Here is a 20,423-nt window from a genome sequence, read left to right on the forward strand (position 1 = left end):
ACTATATAACATAAATTTCTTTTTCTATTTCTATTAACTGCTTTTGAAGCTCTTCTTTACTTTGCTCATATAGTGTCACATCAATTGTTTCAGCTAAAGCAAATAATATACTTTCATAATATTTCTCAACATCTTGCTGCATCACTTTTTGGAATAAATTCCATTTTGTATCCCACTCTTGCTTATAATGATGAACAAATAAATCTTCTTCATCAGCTACATAGTTTGATACGAAAGGTTCTAGTACTCCTTTAGCGTCTTCTTGCATAAAAGCTTTATCATTTTTTTCAAAAAAGCTTTTCTCATTTTTAAAATGCGCTAGTGCCTTTTTGAAATCTTTTATTTCTATTGAAGGAAATGGCTCTTTATGTGTAATAACTTTATATTCATAATCTACTGTTCCGCCCAGAGAAATCGATTCATTTTCTCCTTTGCAGTTCACAACAATTTCATCCTTTGCACGCTTCATCGCTTCATCTATCCATCTTTCAAGGCGTAATGATGTTGCACGCATTTCTTGTAATAAATCATGTTGAATAAATGAAACTAATTCCATTACACACTGTTGCAACTGCGTTTTTACATTCCCCTCTGTTCGAAGTGATGCTGGATTAATAAATTCAGTAAACACATCGTTATAGCGCAGGAATAAGCGTTGTTGTACGTAATAAAGCAATTCTTTCACTTCATTTTGCATTGCTTGTTCTTCAGCCAGCACACTATATGACGAAATAATATGAAGTAGCTGATCACGCTCTGCTTCATATTTTTTTGTTTGCTTCGCTTTCTCATCATTTCCCTGCTTTGCGCCATTTATCATATTTACTAGAAGTTGATTTGCTCCTTGCAATGCACCATATAAAGCATGCACAGATACAAGCATTAAATCCCTCATCATAAAGAATGTAAATGATTCTTCAAACTTAGCAATCCCAGAGTTTTGTAAAACGCCATACTTTTCTTTGTCAATACTTTCCCCTTGTTTTTCCTCAAGCGCACATAAACTTGAAATTGCAAATAAACGTGGATTTCTAATACCATATTGCAAGAGCTGATCTGCAATATAACCTTTTACCATTTCAATTTCTTCTTCAGACTCTGCTAAATCGGCCGCATTAATTAAGAAGAACATTTTATCAAGCGCAAACGTATCCTTTACACGACCGAGCTGAATTAAAAATTCACGATCTGCACGAGAGAAAACATGATTATAGTATGTTACGAATAAAATAGCATCCGCATTTTTAATATACTGGAATGCAACATCCGTATGGCGGGCGTTAATAGAATCAGCTCCTGGTGTATCTACAAGAGCTACTCCTTGTCTTGTTAAAGCACAATCGTAATAAAGCTCCATATACTCAACAAAGCATGATTTTTCTTCATTAGCTACATAATCAGAGAATTCTTCTAACGTTACTTGTACTTGTTCCCCTAAATGAGCGGCAACTGCCTCATATCCTTTTTGTACCGCTCGTAAAAAGCTAAATGTTGTTTTTTGCTTCCCGCTCGGTGAAGGATATTTCATAATTTTATCAATTTGCGTTAACGCTTCATCTAACGTAGTAATCTCATAATGAAACAGCTTATAAACAGCTTTCACATCTTCTAATAGTGCTTGCTTTGATTTAAACTGAACAATCACTGTTCCGTGTGGTTTTTCCTCTGTAACCGGCAAAATTTGATTAATCGTTGCTGTCGTTGGGTTTGGTGATACAGGAAGCACCTTTTCACCGAGCAATGCGTTAGCAAATGATGATTTCCCAGCACTAAAAGCTCCAAATAATGCTACTGTAAATTGCTTCGTTTCTACACGCTGTCTTTTTCCAACTACTTCTTGCTGTAAATGTTTCAGTGTAGGCAATGGATCTAATATTGTTTCAGCTTTCTTCACTTTTTCTAATATACGCTGAATATTTAAAGCTGCCGTCCCTTTAATTTCTTCTTCACTAGCCATTTCGTTATCATTTACGATTTCTTGCTCTTGTAGCGTAAACTTCTCACTAACAATTTGTTTTTCACTTTGTAATATTTCGTCTATTCGCAATCCATCTGGTATAGAAATATGTTCATTCCAAACATCTCCTAAATAGCTCTCATATTCCTCATACGCCTTAATGTATTGTAATTTCGTTTCTTTTGCTGTTTGTAACATCGTGTATTTTTCAATCTCTTCTTCAATACGAGCAACTTCTATCTTCGCTTTTTTCTGCAATGTACCCGTACTTTTCCCAAAGATTTGCTGAGATTTCATAAAATATCTTTTTTTCAACTCATTTGCAACATCAGCTGTATATAGAAGTAAGTAATCACCGGTAAAGCCAGCCCCTTGTTTAATTGTTTCAGCCAATAATTCTGGCCCGAAAGCAATTTCTAGAGCATATATGTCCTTCCCGATTTCCTCTGTAAATAATCCCTCTTCTTTTAAGAAGGTTACAATGAATTCTTTCACATGAAAATCAAGTTGCGTTTCAACAGTCTTTTGAAGGGCGGAATGAAAAGCATCTACACGTCTCTGTTTTTCTTGCTCCGTCTTTCCCTTCGCAAATAGCAAACCAACTTTAAATTTCGTTAATTTCGTTTCTAAATACTCATTTGCCAATTCTCTCATTTCAAATGGCATTAAATACGCGTTATCTAATATAGCTTGTAAACCTTTAATAAATTCATTTCTTACATCAGATTCTTTACTCGATGCTCGATTTTTATTTTCAATTAACTCTTCCTTCTTTTCAACAATCTCTGAAATCGACAGTGGTGAGACTAATTCTTCCTCATATTTTATAAGCTGTTTTTCATTTTCAGAAAGAATAAATGAGAAATGTTCTTGCAGTAAATATTCTGTTTCTCGCTCCATTCCCTTACTTACATACTGCTCTTTTTCTTTCATGATAGAAGAGATTAGTACTTCTAAACTTTGAATCTCATTGTATGGATGATTCATCATTCGCAGTGATGTATAGAAAATACCATCTACTTCAATATCCCAGTTAGCAAAAGATTGTTTTACACTTTCTTTATACTCCTCAAAAGATAGTTCATTTTCTTTATGTTTATCTATTTGGTTTACAACGAGATAAACCGTTTTATTACGTTGTTTCAATTCTTTAACAAATTGTAAGTTTACTTCTGATTGGACATGGTTATAATCCATCATGTAAAAAATAACATCTGCAAGATGCAGTGTTGATTCTGTTGCTAATTGGTGAGCATCATCTGTAGAATCAATTCCTGGCGTATCAACTAACATAACTCCGTCAGGAATTGGTGCATCATTTCGATAAATATGAACACCAATTACTTCATCACCGTCTTTACATATTTGTTTTAATTCTTCCGCTGAATATGCGCCGTCATATTCATACTGTTCTCCAGACTTAATCGTAACAACAACGCGATCAGAACCTTTTTCAATTTTAACGACATTAGCACTCGTTGGAATTGGACTTGTCGGTAGTAATTGCGCTTTATATAGATGATTCATCATTGTCGATTTCCCTGCCGAAAAATGACCACAAAAAGCTATCATAAGCTGTTCTTGTTTATATTTTTGAATCACTTCAAACAACTTCAAACTATTCTCTGCATCTCCATGTTTTTGCCACTCTTCATAAAAACAAACAAGTTTTTTCATACCGTTTGTCTGTACTATGTTTGTCATCCCCTTGTTCCCCTTTATCCAAGATGTATATACTTTATCCCGCTATTTGTGTGACAATAATCATTTAGGACTGGGCATCCCAATGATTACAGTTTCACTTTACTATCATACTAAATTTTCAGCATATTCTCATTAAAAATAAAAAAATCCCTTTCATTCTTTTTACAAATGAAAGGGATTTTATGTAATATTATTCATTTTATTGTTCCTACTCCATTTAATACATACTTTGTAACACCAACATATATAGCAATCGTTCCTGCAACAAGTGCATACACCATATTAACACACCAACCTTTTTTTGATAATGATTATCACTTTTGAATACATTTTATCATTAAAGAGAATCATTATCAACAAATTTCTAAAAAAGAAAGCTCCTTCGGGAAAAGGAGCTTTACTGCCTGTTTTAAAGAAGTTTAAAACTTGTTGTGCACTCTTATTATATCTCATCCTACATAACTTAACAGTTAAAAAAATTGGAAATATACCCTATACCCTCTATCTTACATTTTGTATAATAAAAGGGAATTACTTAACAAGGAGGGAAAAAATGACACAAAATCTTACACAAGGCGAGAGGATACACTCCATCGATATCATTAGAGGAATAGCTGTACTAGGTATTTTTCTTGTTAACTGGCCAATTATCGCTGGTGTTGATTCTCGAGACATTTCAGGCGTTTATGAGGGGTTAGACAGCTATATTCGCTTGTTTTTTGACATGTTTATTCAAACGAAGTTTTATACCATTTTCTCATTTTTATTCGGATTAGGTTTTTACATCTTTATGAGTCGGGCTGAGGCGAAAACAGATCGTCCAAAAACTTTATTTGTTCGCCGTCTTCTCATTTTATTATTATTTGGTTTCTTGCATTATGTTCTTTTATGGGACGGGGACATCTTACATACTTATGCAATCACTGGGTTTTTCTTATTCTTATTTTATAAGAGAGAGCCTCGTACTATTTTAATATGGGCATTAGTTTTACTAAGTATTTTTCAATTTTTCATGCTAATCGCTAGTATAGTGGTTGCCTTAGTACCAAAGGCAGAGTTAGGGTTTTCCTTACCAATCATGCCACTTGAAGACTGGGTGTCACAAATACAAAATCGTTTCCATGCATTTTATTCTGAAGGAATTGGACTAAATATATTCATGCTCCCAGAAACAGTTGGACTATTTTTACTTGGTTTATACGCCGGCAAAAAAGATATTTTCCGCCGCACGAAAGAGTTAGATCCAAAGCTTAAAAAATGGCAAATCATTATGTTCATTTTGACACTACCAATGTGGTTCTTCATGGTCCGTTACTTCTTATCAAAACCATCTTATGAACCATTTTATATGCAGGCCTTTACAATGTTTAGCGGGAAAACATTATTCATCTTCTACATTTTCACGCTTATGCGTTTATTACAACAAGAAAGATGGCAAACATTATTACGTCCGTTCCAGTACGTTGGGCGAATGGCGTTAACAAACTACCTTTCACATACAATTGTTACATTACTTGTATTTGGTCTATTGCTCAAAAATTATTATCCTGCTCCATTATGGGTAGGACCACTATTTTGCATCGGCTTCTACACGTTACAAATCTTTATTAGCCGCTGGTGGCTTTCTCATTACCAATACGGGCCACTTGAGTACATTTGGCGCCTTGGTACGTACGGGAAAATGATGCCACTTAAAAAGAAAAGCAAGGTCTCATAATGAGACCTTGCTTTTTTACGCTTCTCTTACCGCACTTTGCATCGAAACAGGCTCTTCTTTTACTTTCACTTTACGCTGCGGCACCATATTGAATACGATATTTAAAAGTACTGCTGACGCACTTCCTAGAACTATTCCGTTATCCGTTAAAATACGAATATTTTCAGGAAGCTGTGAGAATAACGTTGGAACAACTGTAACTCCAAGCCCGATTCCGACAGAACATGCAACAATCAATAAGTTTTCCTGTCTTCCAAAATCAACACTACTTAACATTTTAATACCATATGCCATAACCATACCGAACATTGCTAACATCGCACCGCCAAGTACTGATTTCGGAATAATTGTTGTAATGGCTGCAATTTTAGGAATAAATCCAAGAACGATTAACATACCACCGCAAGTATAAATAATAACGCGATTTCTTACTCCAGTTAATTGAACAAGCCCTACGTTTTGAGAGTATGTTGTATATGGGAATGCGTTGAAAATACCACCTAATACCATCGCTAATCCTTCTGCACGATACCCTTTTGTTAATTCTTTTTCACCAATCTTTTTATTACAAATATCAGATAATGCAAAGTATACACCTGTTGCTTCTACAATCCCTACACAAGCAACGAGAATCATCGTAATAATTGGTGTTAATTCAAATGTTGGAGTACCGAAGTAAAATGGTTGAATACCGTGGAACCAATCCGCCTCTCCAACAGCTTGCAAACTTACTTTCCCCATAAAAGCTGCAACGATTGTACCGAACAATAGACCTAGTAAAATAGAAATTGAACGAATAAAACCATCAAAGAAACGATACATAACGATGATAAATAATAATACACCAAATGCTAACGCTAAGTTCTCAAGACTACCGAAATCTTTGCTGCCTACTCCTCCAGCCATATCATTAATAGCGGCTGGAACAAGTGTAACTCCAATTACTGTAACAACAGATCCTGTTACAACAGGTGGGAAAAGTTTTACAAGTTTCCCGAATAGCTTTGCAAAAATAACAACGAATAATCCAGCAGCAATAATCGCTCCGTAAATAGAAGACACACCGTATTGTTTTCCAATTGCAATCATCGGTCCAACAGCTGTAAATGTACAACCAAGTACAACGGGAAGTCCAATACCGAAAAAGCGATTTGATAATGCTTGTAAAATTGTCGCAACGCCGCACATTAATAAATCAATTGAGACTAAATATGTTAACTCTTTTTGATTTAAACCAAGTCCACCGCCCACAATAAGCGGAACGATAATTGCGCCCACATACATCGCAAGCATATGCTGCATACCAAGCGATGCGATTTTAAATGGATGTTGCTTCATCGTTTATTTCACCTCCGCAGTTTCTTGCTGTACAAATGTAACTGTGCCGTTATCAAGTGATGCAATTTCTGCTAGTGATTCAACACGAACGCCTTGTTCACGAAGCTTCTTTCCTCCATCTTGAAATGCTTTTTCAATAACAATTCCAATTCCTGCAATACTTGCTCCAGCTTGCTCTACTAAACTCATTAAACCTAAAGCAGCCTGACCATTTGCTAAAAAGTCATCGATAATTAAAACACGATCATTTTCATCGATATGATTTCGAGATAATGAAATCTCGTTCGTTTCTTGTTTTGTAAATGAATATACGTTTGCAACGTACATATTATCTTGTAACGTTAACGATTTACGCTTTCTTGCAAAAACTACTTTTACACCAAGTTCTAATGCAGCCATAACTGCTGGTGCAATGCCTGAAGATTCAATCGTCACGATTTTTGTAATATTATCTTCTTTAAAACGTTTAGCAAATTCTTTTCCGATTTCTTGCATAAGTACTGGATCAATTTGGTGATTTAAAAACGCATCTACCTTTAATACGTCACCAGATAAAACCTTTCCTTCGTTCAAAATCTTTTCTTGTAATACTTTCATGTTTGTTCCTCCTCTTATGCAATAAAAAAACTCCAAAAGCCGCCACCACTCGTTACAAGTGAGAGACGCGCTTTTGGAGTTTCGCAAAAAAAGAATGCTAAACAAGCAAATATATTCGTCCTCACTCATAGTCAAAGTATTTACGGTACTTCGGTAGAAACTTGCAGGCCATATCCCCGCGATTATATGAGTGTAGCTAACTATTTATTTTATAGATGGATTATAACGTACTTTTTGTACTTTGAAAAGCATTTATCGAAAAAACACGTACGAATTTTTAAAAAATACTATTTTCGTTCGAGTTTTGTAAACTCTTTCATTCCCAATTACAGCTTCGTTAAAATGACTGGTCCATCTTTTGTAATCGCAATTGTATGCTCGTATTGAGCTGATAATTTCCCGTCCATCGTTCGTGCAGTCCATCCATTTAAATCTACTTTAGAATATCGCATACCTACATTTACAATCGGTTCAATTGTAATTACCATACCTTCTTGTAACTGAGGTCCTTGTCCTGGCTTTCCAAAATGGAAAATTGCTGGTTCTTCATGAATCTCTTTACCAATCCCATGCCCCGTAAAGTCTCTTGCAACAGAAAAACCTTCATTAGATACATAGCTTTCAATTGCATAACCAATATCTCCTACATGATTACCCATTATCGCCTGATCAATCCCTTTATATAAAGCACTCTCTGCTACTAACAATAAACTTTTGGCTTCAGCAGAAATATCCCCCACCATATAAGTCCATGCAGAATCTGAAAGTGCACCATTTAAGTTTACTACCATATCAATTGTCACAATATCTCCCTCATTTAAAGGAACATCGGCCGGAAACCCGTGACACATTTCGTCGTTTACAGATGCACATATCGCATAGGGATACCCGTTGTAACCTTTCTGTTCAGACGTTGCACCATGCTTTTTTAAATACATTTCAACAAACGTATCAATCTCTTGTGTCGTTATACCTGGTTTTATCATTTTCGCAATTTCTCTATGACATGAAGCAAGTAACTTTCCAGATTCGTGCATCAAATGTATTTCATTTTTCGTTTTAATTGTAATCATACTACCTCTACCTTTCCTCGCTAAACCTACTATTTGCTACTAAAATTCTATCATACACATCCTCTTCCAAAATTTCAAAATCAAATAAAAAACAGAAGGGTCCCTACTGTTTCTTAATCATTTTTACATATATAATTCATTTTCAAAAACTCAAAACAACTACCATTTGTTTTCTGTATAAACGTCCCAACCGCTTCAAACCCTGCTCTTTTATACACTGTAATTGCTCTTTCATTAAATGTCGCTACTGATAGTGTTATATAGTTACAACCATATTTTTCTTCACTAAAATCTAGTCCAGCTTTTACGAACTTTAAACCGAATCCATTTCCAGTTATATTAGGTCTCATTCCTAGTCCGATATCAACCGTTCGACTATTCATTCTGCAAAAGCTAAAAAAGCCAATAAGAGTACCATTGTCCTTCACAGCAAATGTGTCGTCCCCTCTACTCTCATCATGTAAAAATTCAGCTAAATCTTCTTGATCTGCCTCTATATCATAAAAAGAATACTCCCCTTCATAATGCCAGTTGTATGCAATTTCTTCCGCTTCCGTTTGCGACATTACTGTAAACATATAGCCCATTTCTCTCACTCCCTCATAAAAAAGAGCTGCAATTAAGCAGCTCCTGTTTTATAACTCATAAATCTCTTTATATTTAGCTTCTAAATAATCAGCTAAGTAGTTCGCATTTAACCCTTCACCTGTTACATCTTTTAAAATTTCAAGTGGCTTTTTCGTTTTACCATATTGGTGAATGTTTTTTGTTAACCATTCACGAATTGGTGTCACATTCCCTTTTTCTAGTAATGCATCGAAGTTCGGAATATCTTTTAGCATTCTTTGTTTAAATTGTGCTGCGTACATATAACCAAGTGCATAAGATGGGAAATAGCCAAATGAGCCGCCAGCCCAGTGCACATCTTGCAATACACCTTGTGCATCATTTTCTGGACGAATTCCTAAATATGCTTCCATCTTATCATTCCAAGCTGCTGGTAAGTCCTTCACTTGTAATGTGCCATCAAATAATTCTTTCTCAAGCTCATAACGAACCATAACATGAAGCGGGTATGTAAGCTCATCTGCTTCTATACGAATGAATGACGGCTTCGATTCGTTAATTGCATCATAAAACTCATCGACTGACATATCATCAAATTGACCATCGCTATACTCTTTTAATAAATCATAATTTTTCTTCCAGAATGATTTATTACGGCCGATAAAGTTCTCAAAGAATAATGATTGTGATTCGTGAATACCCATAGATGTACCACTGCAAAGCGGTGTACCCTCAAATTGTTCTGCAATGTTTTGTTCATATACTGCATGACCACATTCATGAATTGTTCCAAACACAGCCATACGGAAATCTTTTTCATCATAGCGTGTCGTAATACGAACATCCCCTCTATTTAAGGTAATTTCGAAAGGATGTACTGTTTCATCAAGACGACCTGCTTCAAAGTCATAATTCAATTGCTTTAATAGTTCTAATGTAAAGTTCTTTTGTTTTTCTTTTGAAAATTGTTCCGATAAAGCACTTGTTTTTAATCCTTTTTTAGACTCAGAGATTTCTTTTACAAGCGGAACGATACGCTCACGCAATTGACCAAATACATGATCTAATACTTCTACTGTGATTCCTGGCTCATACATGTCTAATAGTGTATTATATTTATATGTTTCGTAACCCCAATATGTAATAAATTTCTTTTTGAATTCAACAATTTTCTCTAAATACGGACGGAACATTTCGAAATCAGATTTTTCGCGAGCTTCTTCCCACACACTTTCCGCTTTCGCTTCTAATTTCACATACGCTTCATATTCAGCTTGTGGAATTTTCTTATTTCTATCATATTCTGTACGACACTCTTCAGCCATTTTCTTTGTCGTTTCAGAAAGTTTATCTTCACGTATTAAAGCTTCTAACTCCGTTAAATAGTTTCCCATCTCATCTGAAGTCGACATAACAAACACTTCTGACGAAAGCATACCAATTACTTCTGAACGCTGATCCACACCTTTTTTTGGTGCCCCTGTTCTTAAATCCCAAAACATTAAGCTTAATGCTTCTCCGTAATTCTGAATCTTCTTCACATATGTTAAAAATTGTTTTTCTACTTCATATGTAGCAACTGTCATCGTATAAAAACCTCCCTTTTCTACCTCAAACTTAATTCGACATGGAAATCTAAATTCCTTTTATAATAGAAAAAAAGCTTGGCAAGCGCCAAGCTTTTTCCTTATAATTCTTTAGCTTCTACTGGTAGTGCATTTTTCACTGCTGCAATCACTTTCTCATCTTCTGTATCAGATAAGAAGATTGATATAACACCTTTATCGTCGCTCGTACGAATTAAACGCCCAATTCCTTGGCGAAGACGTAAAATCATATAAGGCACATCTACATCCCAGAATGGATCATTCACATGTTTACGCTTCGCTTCAAACACAGGGTCGTTTGGAGGGAATGGTAATGACCAAATGATAACATGTGATAATGATGAACCAGGAATATCTAAACCTTCCCATAAATGAACGGCACAAAGTACAGTCTCTTCTTCATTTTGGAAACGAGAAACGAGCTGACTAATTTCTTGATCCCCTTCATATAGGAACGGAACGGACATTTGTTCTTTACTTACATATTCTTTAAACGCTGCAAGTTCTTGTGTTGTACGGAATAATACAAGTGTACGTCCATTTGTTTTCTGTATATTTTCAAGTGTATATTGACACTTTCTTTCCCATTCATTTTCTTTCGTATGCGATAGTAAGTTTACTGCCATTTGCTCCTCATAATCAAACGGTGAGGCAACTGAGAATGATAAGTAATCTTTTACCCCTAGGCTATTTGCTGTAAATGCGAATGAATCGTTATTAGATAATGTAGCAGACGAGAAAATATACGGGATTTTCTTCGAGAATACTTTCTCTTGTAATACTTCTTCTACTGCACGTGGCATAATCACTAACGTGAAGGCTCCATCACCTTCTTCACCCCATGTAATTACATTTTTCTCATGCATGAACAGACGAAGTGAATGTTCTAGTACATCTAAATGTTCATCAACGATATTTAAGTCATATGTGTTTACTGTATGCATTTCACTTTCAAATACTAATGCGTCACCGACTTCACCGATTTTTGCGTAAAGTCTATTCGCCTCTGCAGTTACCTTTTCTGTCACAGTAATTTCTAAACGATCAGAACCGGCAATTTCCTTTTTATTCTCTTGTAACACATCAAAGAATCGCTCTGTTTGCCAAATTGTTTCTTCCACTAAATGTGCAAACTCTTCACGAATATCATTTTGTAACAATCTCGTTAAAAGTTGCTCCATCATCGTTTGCTTTAAACGATATGTTAAAGCTTTTTGAGCTGCATACTCTACAAGATGTCCTTCATCAAACACAACGCAGCTACTTTCAGGCAGTAATGGGATTTGTCCTTCACGTTTACGAGCATCGTACGTCCAAATATGATCCATATAGAAGTCTTGGGAGCAAATGATTAAATCTGCCGCTTTACGATAATGTTCACGAGAAAGAGTTTGTCCACAACGATGACGAGAATCACAAGTGAAGCAATCTTGGAAGTAATCCCAATTTACTTTTGACCATTCCTCATCATTTAAAAGCGGAAATTCTTTCCTGTCACCATAGTGAGTAAAGTTTTGCATCGTACCATGATCAAATACAAACTGTGGTAATTCATAATATACGTCTTCAATTACTTCTGGAGCACGTCCACTCATAACATCTTCTAGTTTTCGTAAACATAAATAATTATCCATTGATTTCGCAAGTCTTACATCAACAGATAGTCCCAATGCTTCAGATAACTTAGCAATGTCCCCTTCTTCTTTCACAAGCTGCTCAATTAACGTTTCATCTGCACAAGCGATAATAGCTGGCTTTCCAGTATAACGTGCATAACAAATTGCATATAGAAGATATACAATTGTTTTCCCTGTTCCTACTCCCGCTTCTGCGAACATAACCTTTTTCTCTTGGAAAGCGCGCTCTAACTGAAATGCCATAAAAATTTGTTCATCACGCTCTTCAAAGCCTTTTTCCGGAAGGATGTCGTAAAACACATCTCCAATCCACTCATTCAACTTATCATAAAAATTATCTTGTTTTCCTACTTCAAATGGTAATCTCTTCTCAGTAAACATCCTTAGCCTCCAACCAAACAGTTTTTCTATAAAAAGATATAGCAGCTGTTACACATATGTATACAGCTACTTTCCCCTGTTACAATACATAGAAATACACGAAAAAAAATTTCCCTTTCGAAAAAGGAAAATTTTTTTCTATATTAATGACTTTAAATACCGTTTATCAATCGCTGTTTCATGTGAAAGAGCTGATAAATATTCTTCTTGTGCTTTTTGTATTTCATCTACAATTGCACCTTGACTATCCACTTCTTTTCCGATCTCATCATACGTACGGTGAATAGCTTTTTGAATCATTGATAATTGGAAACTATCCATATCACTTCCTCCTTTACGCATTACATAATAGCCAGTATATGCGTGCTGGAGGAGTTTTATACTATGAGTTACGCGGTGGACGTTTTCCGAAGTATTGGTAGTAGTCTGTACGAATAAAACCGTTAAACAGTTTACGCTTTTTCGATGCATCTTTTCCGTAACACTTCTCAAATGCTTCATAACTTGTTAATAAATACATTGACCACGTATCTAATGGGCGGAATACCTCTCCCATTTCTTTATATAATTTTTCAACAAGCGCTCTTTCACTTAAACGTTCTCCGTATGGAGGATTCGTTACAACATAGCCATAATCCTCTTTTGTTGTGAAATCTTTTACTTGCATTTGTTTAAATGATATAAGATCTCCTAATCCAACTTCTTCTGCGTTATCTTGAGCGACTCTTATCATACGATGATCGATATCTGACCCAATGATCTGCAGTGGTTGATTATAGTTTGCCATATCTTCAACTTCTTGGCGAGCCTCACGCCAGTTTTGTTTACCAACCCAGTCCCATTCATCCGACGCAAAGCCTCGATTAAATCCTGGTGCGATATTTTGTCCAATTAGTGCCGCTTCAATTGGAATTGTTCCAGATCCACAGAAAGGATCAACGAACGGACGATCAGGCTTCCAGTTTGTTAACTTAATTAAAGACGCAGCTAATGTTTCTTTTAAAGGCGCTTCACCTTGTTCAAGACGGTATCCACGTTTATGAAGACCCACACCACTCGCATCAATTGTTAACGTTGCAATATCCTTGAGCATTGCAATTTCAATACGGAATAAAGGACCATCTTCTTCAAACCAAGTTGTACGTCTATAAGTTGTTTTTAATTTCTCAACAACAGCCTTTTTAACAATACGTTGGCAATCTGAAACACTAAATAATGTTGATTTCAGAGATTTTCCGATAACAGGGAATTCTCCGTTCTCTGGAATGTAATCTCCCCAGTTTAACGCTTTTGTTTTTTCAAATAACTCATCGAATGTCGTCGCTTTAAATTCGCCGACTTTAATTTTCACACGATCCGCAGTACGCAACCATAAATTCGTACGACAAATTGCTTTTTCATCCGCTTCAAACGTTACCTTTCCATTTTCCACTTCACATTCATAACCAAGATCGCGAACTTCTCGGGCAACTAATGCTTCAATACCCATTGCCGCTGTTGCAATTAAAGTAACTTTTCCCATTTGCATTCACCTCTTATGTATAATCAAACAATAATTAATAACATGTTGTCCTATTAATTATTACATATTACGAATTTTTTCTCATTTACCATTTTAACTCACAATTTATAACTTCATACAAATAAAAAGCCCTCCTCTAACAAAGGAGAGCTGAGTTATTTCATAGTTGGTTCATAACGTTCTGTAAGCCATGTTCTGTTCCTTTGTACTGCAAACGGCCCACGCCTCGTACTCCGGTGGTAATCATCTATCTACAGGTTACGAAAACCTGTCCTTTCCCATCGTTCATTTCCTTGGAAAAGATTCCCCTACCATTATTTGGGTTTCTCGCTCGTGGGGTTTACCTCGTTCCACTCCTATCATTTCTTCAAGGACTTCGTCACTGTGGCACTTTAAAGGTAGTCAAACCATATCCGAAAGGACTTAGGTTTTTTCCCTGCCGTTAAACTAGCCTTACAGCCAGAATACCCTAGCTTATGACTTGGCTAGGCACGAACACTACAGCCATCTCAGGCCGTGCGAGCATGGACTTTCCTCTACAACGTTGGCGTTGCAGCGATTACCCAAACGTTATGACAAACATTAGTATAGTGGAAACAAAAAGATTTTGCAATGTTTTTTTCTATGTAAACTACTTTAACCTTTTTGTTACCCTAATTTATTCGTATAACTTACTTCCAAATACAGCTTTTTCTAAATTAGATAGACGTTTTAAAATATCCGTATTCGTATTGTTATATACTGGTTGTGCAACTGGTGTTTGTACTGGTTGTTGCGGAACTTGTGTTGCCGCTACTTTCTGCTCTTCTAATTCACGTTTTAAACGAGCATTTTGTTGTTTTAATTGATCAAATTCCTTATGAAAAGCTTCATAATCTTTAATAATCATATCAAGAAACTTATCTACTTCTTCTTGTTGATAACCTCTCATACCTGTTTTAAATTCTTTTTCTAAAATATCTTTCGCTGTTAATTTAATTTTATCCGAAATCATTTTCTTCACCTCAAATTTTTGCCAAAGCTTTCATTAACTAAATTTTTTCAGAAACAATGCCTTTTGTCAATCAAATATGCGAATACAATATTACATATTAATCTGCATTATTCCACTGTTCCTCTTCCATTATATCTTGTAAATCAGAAAAAAGAATGAAATAACTGTGATAATTTTCTATTTCTCCTTTTTTCTTAGCCGCTTCTACTATATATTTAGGGCTCCCAGGCTTTTCTTCATCGTATACAGCTAAAAGTGCGTCACTTTTTGCAATAAAAAATTGATTCTTTAATTTAAATTGCTCTGGGCTTTCGTACTTCCGTTTCGTAATACTATCAATGTGATCTGCTTGCGAAAGAATAAATTCGTAATATTCACGGTTATCTTCCTTCCAGCCTTCTTCTTGTTCTAAAAATGGAGTAAATACCGCTAATTTTAAATCTGGATATTCTACTTGTATTTCAAAAACAACTTCAGCAGCCCATAATTCTACACCTAACTGGCCGCTTATTATAACCCACTCTAAACCATCTTCTACAAAAGCAGTTAATTTACGACGCAGCGCCTTTTTTATACATTCTACTCCTGGATGATCATTTTTAAATATTCCAAGTTCAAATGGCTTATATCCTGTTACTGCAATAACTTTCATATCAACACTCCAATTACAAAAAAAGAACTAGCATTTCGCTAGTTCTAACATATCATTTACCTTTTAAACATTCCACCAACATTTGGTCCTACATTCGGTCCAAACGGTGACACATTCGGTCCTGGTCCAAATGGGGATACATTCGGTCCTGGTCCAAATGGAGATATTTGATGCCCGTGGTGGTGGTGATGGCCATGACCACATGGTCCACATCCGCCGCCAAATCCACCAACAAATCCTGGATCACCAGGGTCTACAACATTTACGTTCGAGTTTGTTTGTGGGAAGAAGCCTTGATTTTTAATTTGTTGATGGTGTACATGTGTTGTATGCGTTGGGAAAATGTGTGGCACCACCGTTGTTGAAAAAGAATGTGTTACGCATTGTTTTGTCGGATGAATGACAGGAGCAGTTGTACAAATAGGTCCTACAGGCTTATGCCCTCCAAAGCAAGGATGACAATGATGCATAGTTTTTTCTCTCCTCTCTCTTAAAAAAAATCTGACTACACTTTACAATATGAGAGAAGAGGTTAAGCCGCTTGTTATATACACCCATTTATTTCACAGAAATTTGACTATTGCCCTACTTCATACATAATACTATTATAGATACCCCCCACTATTATTTACCAAAAAAACCTCCAACTTGTTTCACAATACCCGTCACTTGATTCATTGCATTCATCATTTGCCCAGCTGTGTTCATCATTTTATTTACATCATAGTTGCCATCTGATGTTTTAAATTGGGAAACAAAACTAGAAAATTGACTCGGTTGCTGTTGTTGCTTTTGTTTATTCATAGTTGGATACGGTTGTTTTGGTGGATAAAACATCGCTTGTTGATTTCCATAGGGAGATGGTGGCGGCATATAATATTGTGAATTCACATAAGGTTGCTGTTGTTGATTCATATAGGGTTGTTGTGGTTGCTGCTGTTGTTGATTCATGTAGGGTTGTTGTGGTTGCTGCTGCTGATTCATGTAGGGGTGTTGTTCTTGTTGCGGTTGTGGTTGCTGCTGTTGTTGATTCATATAGGGTTGTTGTGGTTGCTGCTGTTGTTGATTCATGTAGGGTTGTTGTGGTTGCTGCTGCTGATTCATGTAGGGGTGTTGTTCTTGTTGCGGTTGATTCCCAAACGACACTTCAAATGGTTGATAATAATTTTGGTTCCCATAATGAGGCTCGAAAGGATACATATTATATCGTAAATATGTATCCTCATTATATTGGTACATATTTTGCTGTGCATATGGATTTGTTTGCTGATATACATTAGGTTGTTGAAACATGCATACTCTCCTCCTTCACATAAGTTTCTACATATAGAATATGTACCTATAAAATAAAATGTGTGACGGAGTATCTGTCTGTTTTTGTCGGAAGTTTAAATTTTTAAAAAAATTAGAAAGTAAACCCTTCCATGCTATGATAATAAGGAAGAAGATTCTCATGGGGGAGGAATCAACATGGTATTAGGGGATTTAAAACAAGCGTTTTCTCAAAAAAAGGGGTACTGTACAGAAAGTTCAAATGAACTGCTAGACTTTGCGAGACATTGTTATCTCGAAGGAAAAATATGCATCTCAGATTACCGAACATTAATACGTGAATTAGAAATAAACGGCGCAACAAAACCTACAACAGCGACAGAAGCCTAAAAAAACAAGAGGGTTTTCCCCTCTTGTTACTTACATTGATCTACGATATTTTGCAAAGTATACGAAATAGCTTGATGAGTTTCAAAGAAACGTTTACCTTTTCCCTTATTAACAAAACATTGTAGCACATTAGTTTGTAAATTCTCATACACTTGATCGATTTGTTGTACATGTATATACTTAGGCTGCTCTTCCTTTATCCATATATAAGCTAATTCTTTCCACACCTCTAGCTCCGCATCTACCATATCAACAAATGGCTTCATATCCTTATAAAAATCATATTCATCCATTTCTCTTTTCTTTACATTGGCTTCATCATTATACTGCATTAACTTCTCCGAAGACTGGATTAATGCTTCATATTTCATTTTATTCCCACCTTATTATGCACTCACTACGACGTTTTGAAATGTCTTTACCCAGCTCCCTTTTTCTTCGTGATGCACTAATTTATTTTCCATATGCTCGATATGCATTTCTGTTATTTCTATCTTATTGCATATTTTTTCAACTTTATCCTTCAATGCGTGATTCATTCTAATCCCAATATTCATTTCCAGCAAATCGAGAGAACTTAACATTTGATCCATTTTTTTCATAACATCTTCCTTCTGAACCATCGCCATATTTAAAACGCCCCCTTCTTTGCCTTTCCTTTGTCATGTAATTTCGCCGATTGATTGGTTACTCCTGCTCACATGACAAAACTAGTTGATATTCGTCAAAGAAATCATTTTGTATGCCATTTTTAGAAATGGTAACAATACAAAAAGGAGGTGTATTACGATGACAAAAAATAAAAATGAAAAAAAGAAAAAACAAAACAAACAACAAAACAAACCTGAGACTGGTAATCCAAAGCTTGATGGTCCAAATTACCCCGCTACATAAAGTAAAACTTTAATTAGTGAGGGTTTTGTTCGTCCCCACTGATTATTAGCCTTCACCAATCGAGCGTTTACGGGCAGTAAGGCTCCCACCTAACTTCTTTGCTCCAGCCGAATTTTGAGGTGGGAGTTTTACCGCCCACAAATAGCGGGATAAAATGACCCTTTAACCAAAGCGGCTTTTACAAATAGCTAATTTCCAGTCTAACCTTCCCTATTTGCTTTCGATAAGTGCTGAGGTTAAAGTCGTACTGCCGGCAAATAGCGAAGTAAAAAGTAATTTGTTGAAGAACATATTACTTTTAATCAAGAAGCCCCGCCTTCATGTAGGAAGGCGGGACTTTTTGATTATATCATGAACTCATCTATTCTTTTAACAAAACTACTTAATATAGAAAGAGTATGTATTTGCTCCCTCTTCATTCTATACCATTCTGTTATATTAATTCCCCCCTTTGGTTTTTCAAGTACAAATAAAGACTCCATTTCCATCCCTTCACTAAACCAATCTTTTTCAATTAATTTTTCGTGAGCGACAATAGCGTACACATCTCTAAGAGCCGGTGTACTTGATTTTCTAATCTCTCTTATATTGCATTCATAATCCATCCTTGATCCCGTATGCCTAGTTTGCAATGCAAACTTATAAAAAGAATCTTTATACTTTGAATGAAATAATAACCAAGCTAACTTCTTCCCAAGTTCTATACGTTTTTGTAACGTTTCAAATTGATAAACCGAAAACCCATACATTCTCCCTTCCATCATCGGAAAAACAACTGCACTAATGTGAAGTATTTCTTGAAATTTGAACACCGCCGTATCAAATACATGTTTTTGAAAGTATGTATTCTCGATTACTGGTTTTTGAATTTTATTTTGTTCATTAATAATAAGTGCCGTCATAAGCCTATTGATATCTTTTTCCTCCCAGAAATATGACCATTCTTTTTCCATAAAAATTGATATGTTGAAAAATTGCAACAAATGAAAGAGCGGCTCACATCGCCTTTTACTTTCTTCATACAATAATAGTTGAGGAAATGCATCTAAGAAAATGATCCAATTAGCTTTCTCATAACAAAGAAATAATCGTCTCTTAACTGTTTGAGGTAGAAGATTAGAATAATATTCTCCTTCTAAATCTGTCATATTCCATCCCCCATTCCTTGAGACCATACTTGCTAAAAAAGACCACCTAATTTCTTTATTTCTCAAATAATATTCTTGGTAAGATTGTGTACGTGAAATGTTATCTACGTTAGCTACATCCGTTCTCTCCTTAATATTAAGAACTATAGCTTTCTCCTCTTCTGTACACAAAATATCCTTACGGTTTTGTTTAATTTTTTCGTAATCGTTCCAGCTAAACATGAATAAGTACCATACCTTTCTTGAAAAAGGTCACATCTTTTTTCATTTTTTGATATAATCACCTTTGTAAGTAATTCTTAACAAGTTGGGAGTGGACACAATATGACCATTCGTTACCCAAATGGAAAAAGGTACGATCAAGCTTCACAACCTCATAAAACACCAATAAAAAAACATACTTACAGTAATAGAGGTATGTCCCTTGAAGAGGAATTGAATGAAACCAATCAATATTACTTAACCCATAATATTGCATGCGTACATAAAAAACCTACACCTCTTCAAATTGTAAAAGTAGATTACCCCGCTCGAAGTGCTGCAGTGGTAAAAGAAGCGTATTTCAAACAACCTTCTACAACAGATTACAACGGTGTATACAAAGGGAAATACATCGATTTTGAAGCAAAAGAAACAAAAAACAAAACCAGTTTTCCACTTCAAAACTTCCACCTTCATCAAATTGAGCATATGAAGCAAGTAATCGCTCATAATGGAATTGCATTTGTTATTATTAAATTTACACTTTTTGATGAATTTTATTTATTAGATGCAAAACATATTATTGCATTTTGGAATCGTCAAAATACTGGTGGACGTAAATCGATTACAAAACAAGAAATAGAAGAGCATGGATCTTTATTATCATGCGGTTATCACCCTCGAATTGATTATATCCGCGTACTAGACACGGTTTATTTTTCGTGATAGAGTCATCACTAAGGCTCTTTTTTCGACTTTTGGGGGAGAGAAT

General features: G+C 35.5%; 20 protein-coding genes, 1 other RNA gene and 1 riboswitch. Of the genes, 4 read left to right on the forward strand and 17 right to left on the reverse strand.

The features are described 5' to 3' along the window. Window position 1 precedes the first annotated feature (1 nt). Window positions 2-3,661 (reverse strand): dynamin family protein, encoded by a 3,660-nt coding sequence (locus tag ACP6L7_RS04370; protein WP_430528896.1) that lies wholly within the window; start codon window positions 3,659-3,661, stop codon window positions 2-4. Between the two features lie 553 nt (window positions 3,662-4,214). On the opposite strand from ACP6L7_RS04370, the gene ACP6L7_RS04375 reads away from it, so the two are divergent. Next, window positions 4,215-5,378, forward strand: a complete 1,164-nt coding sequence (locus tag ACP6L7_RS04375; protein WP_097831852.1) for a DUF418 domain-containing protein — start codon at window positions 4,215-4,217, stop codon at window positions 5,376-5,378. A 15-nt stretch (window positions 5,379-5,393) separates the two neighbouring features. Here the strand turns inward: ACP6L7_RS04375 and pbuX are convergent, their stop codons facing one another. The 13 genes from pbuX to ACP6L7_RS04440 all read right to left on the reverse strand — a co-directional run bounded on the left by pbuX (window position 5,394) and on the right by ACP6L7_RS04440 (window position 17,039). Next, a complete protein-coding gene (gene pbuX / locus ACP6L7_RS04380) occupies window positions 5,394-6,716 on the reverse strand; it encodes a xanthine permease PbuX (protein WP_430528897.1) in 1,323 nt (440 codons plus the stop codon). A 3-nt stretch (window positions 6,717-6,719) separates the two neighbouring features. Beyond that, entirely contained in the window at window positions 6,720-7,313 is a 594-nt protein-coding gene (locus ACP6L7_RS04385) for a xanthine phosphoribosyltransferase (RefSeq protein WP_097831691.1), read from the reverse strand. 108 nt (window positions 7,314-7,421) lie between these two features. Then, window positions 7,422-7,523, reverse strand: a riboswitch (purine riboswitch). A 116-nt stretch (window positions 7,524-7,639) separates the two neighbouring features. Then, window positions 7,640-8,386, reverse strand: a complete 747-nt coding sequence (locus ACP6L7_RS04390) for a type I methionyl aminopeptidase (RefSeq protein ID WP_097831692.1) — start codon at window positions 8,384-8,386, stop codon at window positions 7,640-7,642. Window positions 8,387-8,499: 113 nt separating this feature from the next. After that, window positions 8,500-8,973 (reverse strand): GNAT family N-acetyltransferase, encoded by a 474-nt coding sequence (locus tag ACP6L7_RS04395; protein ID WP_097831693.1) that lies wholly within the window; start codon window positions 8,971-8,973, stop codon window positions 8,500-8,502. 48 nt (window positions 8,974-9,021) lie between these two features. Next, complete coding sequence (ypwA, locus tag ACP6L7_RS04400; RefSeq protein ID WP_097831694.1) at window positions 9,022-10,539, reverse strand: carboxypeptidase; 1,518 nt, start codon at window positions 10,537-10,539, stop codon at window positions 9,022-9,024. A 101-nt stretch (window positions 10,540-10,640) separates the two neighbouring features. After that, window positions 10,641-12,578: an ATP-dependent DNA helicase gene (locus tag ACP6L7_RS04405; RefSeq protein ID WP_097831695.1), complete on the reverse strand. Its 1,938-nt coding sequence runs from the start codon at window positions 12,576-12,578 to the stop codon at window positions 10,641-10,643. A gap of 138 nt (window positions 12,579-12,716) precedes the next feature. Continuing rightward, a complete protein-coding gene (locus tag ACP6L7_RS04410; protein WP_000376887.1) occupies window positions 12,717-12,899 on the reverse strand; it encodes a DUF3921 domain-containing protein in 183 nt (60 codons plus the stop codon). A 61-nt stretch (window positions 12,900-12,960) separates the two neighbouring features. Then, window positions 12,961-14,100 carry a THUMP domain-containing class I SAM-dependent RNA methyltransferase gene (locus ACP6L7_RS04415; protein ID WP_097831696.1) on the reverse strand — a complete coding sequence of 380 codons (1,140 nt, stop codon included), beginning with the start codon at window positions 14,098-14,100 and terminating at the stop codon, window positions 12,961-12,963. Between the two features lie 179 nt (window positions 14,101-14,279). Next, window positions 14,280-14,671: RNase P RNA component class B (rnpB, locus tag ACP6L7_RS04420), an RNA gene on the reverse strand. A gap of 87 nt (window positions 14,672-14,758) precedes the next feature. Next, window positions 14,759-15,094 carry a cell division regulator GpsB gene (gpsB, locus tag ACP6L7_RS04425; protein ID WP_000622426.1) on the reverse strand — a complete coding sequence of 112 codons (336 nt, stop codon included), beginning with the start codon at window positions 15,092-15,094 and terminating at the stop codon, window positions 14,759-14,761. Between the two features lie 97 nt (window positions 15,095-15,191). Further along, on the reverse strand, window positions 15,192-15,746 hold the full coding sequence (locus ACP6L7_RS04430) for an SLOG family protein (RefSeq protein ID WP_097831697.1): 555 nt from the start codon (window positions 15,744-15,746) through the stop codon (window positions 15,192-15,194). A gap of 56 nt (window positions 15,747-15,802) precedes the next feature. Then, window positions 15,803-16,216: a CotD family spore coat protein gene (locus ACP6L7_RS04435; RefSeq protein ID WP_097831698.1), complete on the reverse strand. Its 414-nt coding sequence runs from the start codon at window positions 16,214-16,216 to the stop codon at window positions 15,803-15,805. 154 nt (window positions 16,217-16,370) lie between these two features. Continuing rightward, window positions 16,371-17,039 carry a YppG family protein gene (locus ACP6L7_RS04440; RefSeq protein WP_430528898.1) on the reverse strand — a complete coding sequence of 223 codons (669 nt, stop codon included), beginning with the start codon at window positions 17,037-17,039 and terminating at the stop codon, window positions 16,371-16,373. Between the two features lie 177 nt (window positions 17,040-17,216). Here ACP6L7_RS04440 and ACP6L7_RS04445 point away from each other — a divergent pair, with 177 nt between their 5' ends. Further along, complete coding sequence (locus ACP6L7_RS04445) at window positions 17,217-17,408, forward strand: YppF family protein (protein WP_000242654.1); 192 nt, start codon at window positions 17,217-17,219, stop codon at window positions 17,406-17,408. 26 nt (window positions 17,409-17,434) lie between these two features. On the opposite strand, the gene ACP6L7_RS04450 is transcribed toward ACP6L7_RS04445, so the two are convergent. Both ACP6L7_RS04450 and ACP6L7_RS04455 read right to left on the reverse strand, forming a co-directional pair. Then, window positions 17,435-17,779: a YppE family protein gene (locus ACP6L7_RS04450; protein ID WP_097831700.1), complete on the reverse strand. Its 345-nt coding sequence runs from the start codon at window positions 17,777-17,779 to the stop codon at window positions 17,435-17,437. Window positions 17,780-17,794: 15 nt separating this feature from the next. After that, the gene (locus ACP6L7_RS04455) at window positions 17,795-18,037 is read right to left on the reverse strand and encodes a hypothetical protein (protein ID WP_001252038.1); all 243 of its coding nucleotides are present in this window, start codon (window positions 18,035-18,037) and stop codon (window positions 17,795-17,797) included. 85 nt (window positions 18,038-18,122) lie between these two features. Here ACP6L7_RS04455 and ACP6L7_RS04460 point away from each other — a divergent pair, with 85 nt between their 5' ends. Next, window positions 18,123-18,302, forward strand: coding sequence for a phage portal protein (locus tag ACP6L7_RS04460; protein WP_097831701.1), 180 nt, complete (start codon window positions 18,123-18,125; stop codon window positions 18,300-18,302). Between the two features lie 344 nt (window positions 18,303-18,646). On the opposite strand, the gene ACP6L7_RS04465 is transcribed toward ACP6L7_RS04460, so the two are convergent. After that, window positions 18,647-19,672 carry a DUF2515 domain-containing protein gene (locus ACP6L7_RS04465; RefSeq protein WP_097831702.1) on the reverse strand — a complete coding sequence of 342 codons (1,026 nt, stop codon included), beginning with the start codon at window positions 19,670-19,672 and terminating at the stop codon, window positions 18,647-18,649. A 102-nt stretch (window positions 19,673-19,774) separates the two neighbouring features. On the opposite strand from ACP6L7_RS04465, the gene recU reads away from it, so the two are divergent. Beyond that, the gene (recU, locus tag ACP6L7_RS04470) at window positions 19,775-20,377 is read left to right on the forward strand and encodes a Holliday junction resolvase RecU (RefSeq protein ID WP_071770132.1); all 603 of its coding nucleotides are present in this window, start codon (window positions 19,775-19,777) and stop codon (window positions 20,375-20,377) included. Window positions 20,378-20,423: the final 46 nt, after the last annotated feature.

The organism is Bacillus silvicola, assembly GCF_050524305.1.
In the GTDB taxonomy this organism is placed as follows: Bacteria; Bacillota; Bacilli; order Bacillales; family Bacillaceae_G; genus Bacillus_A; species Bacillus_A cereus_AT.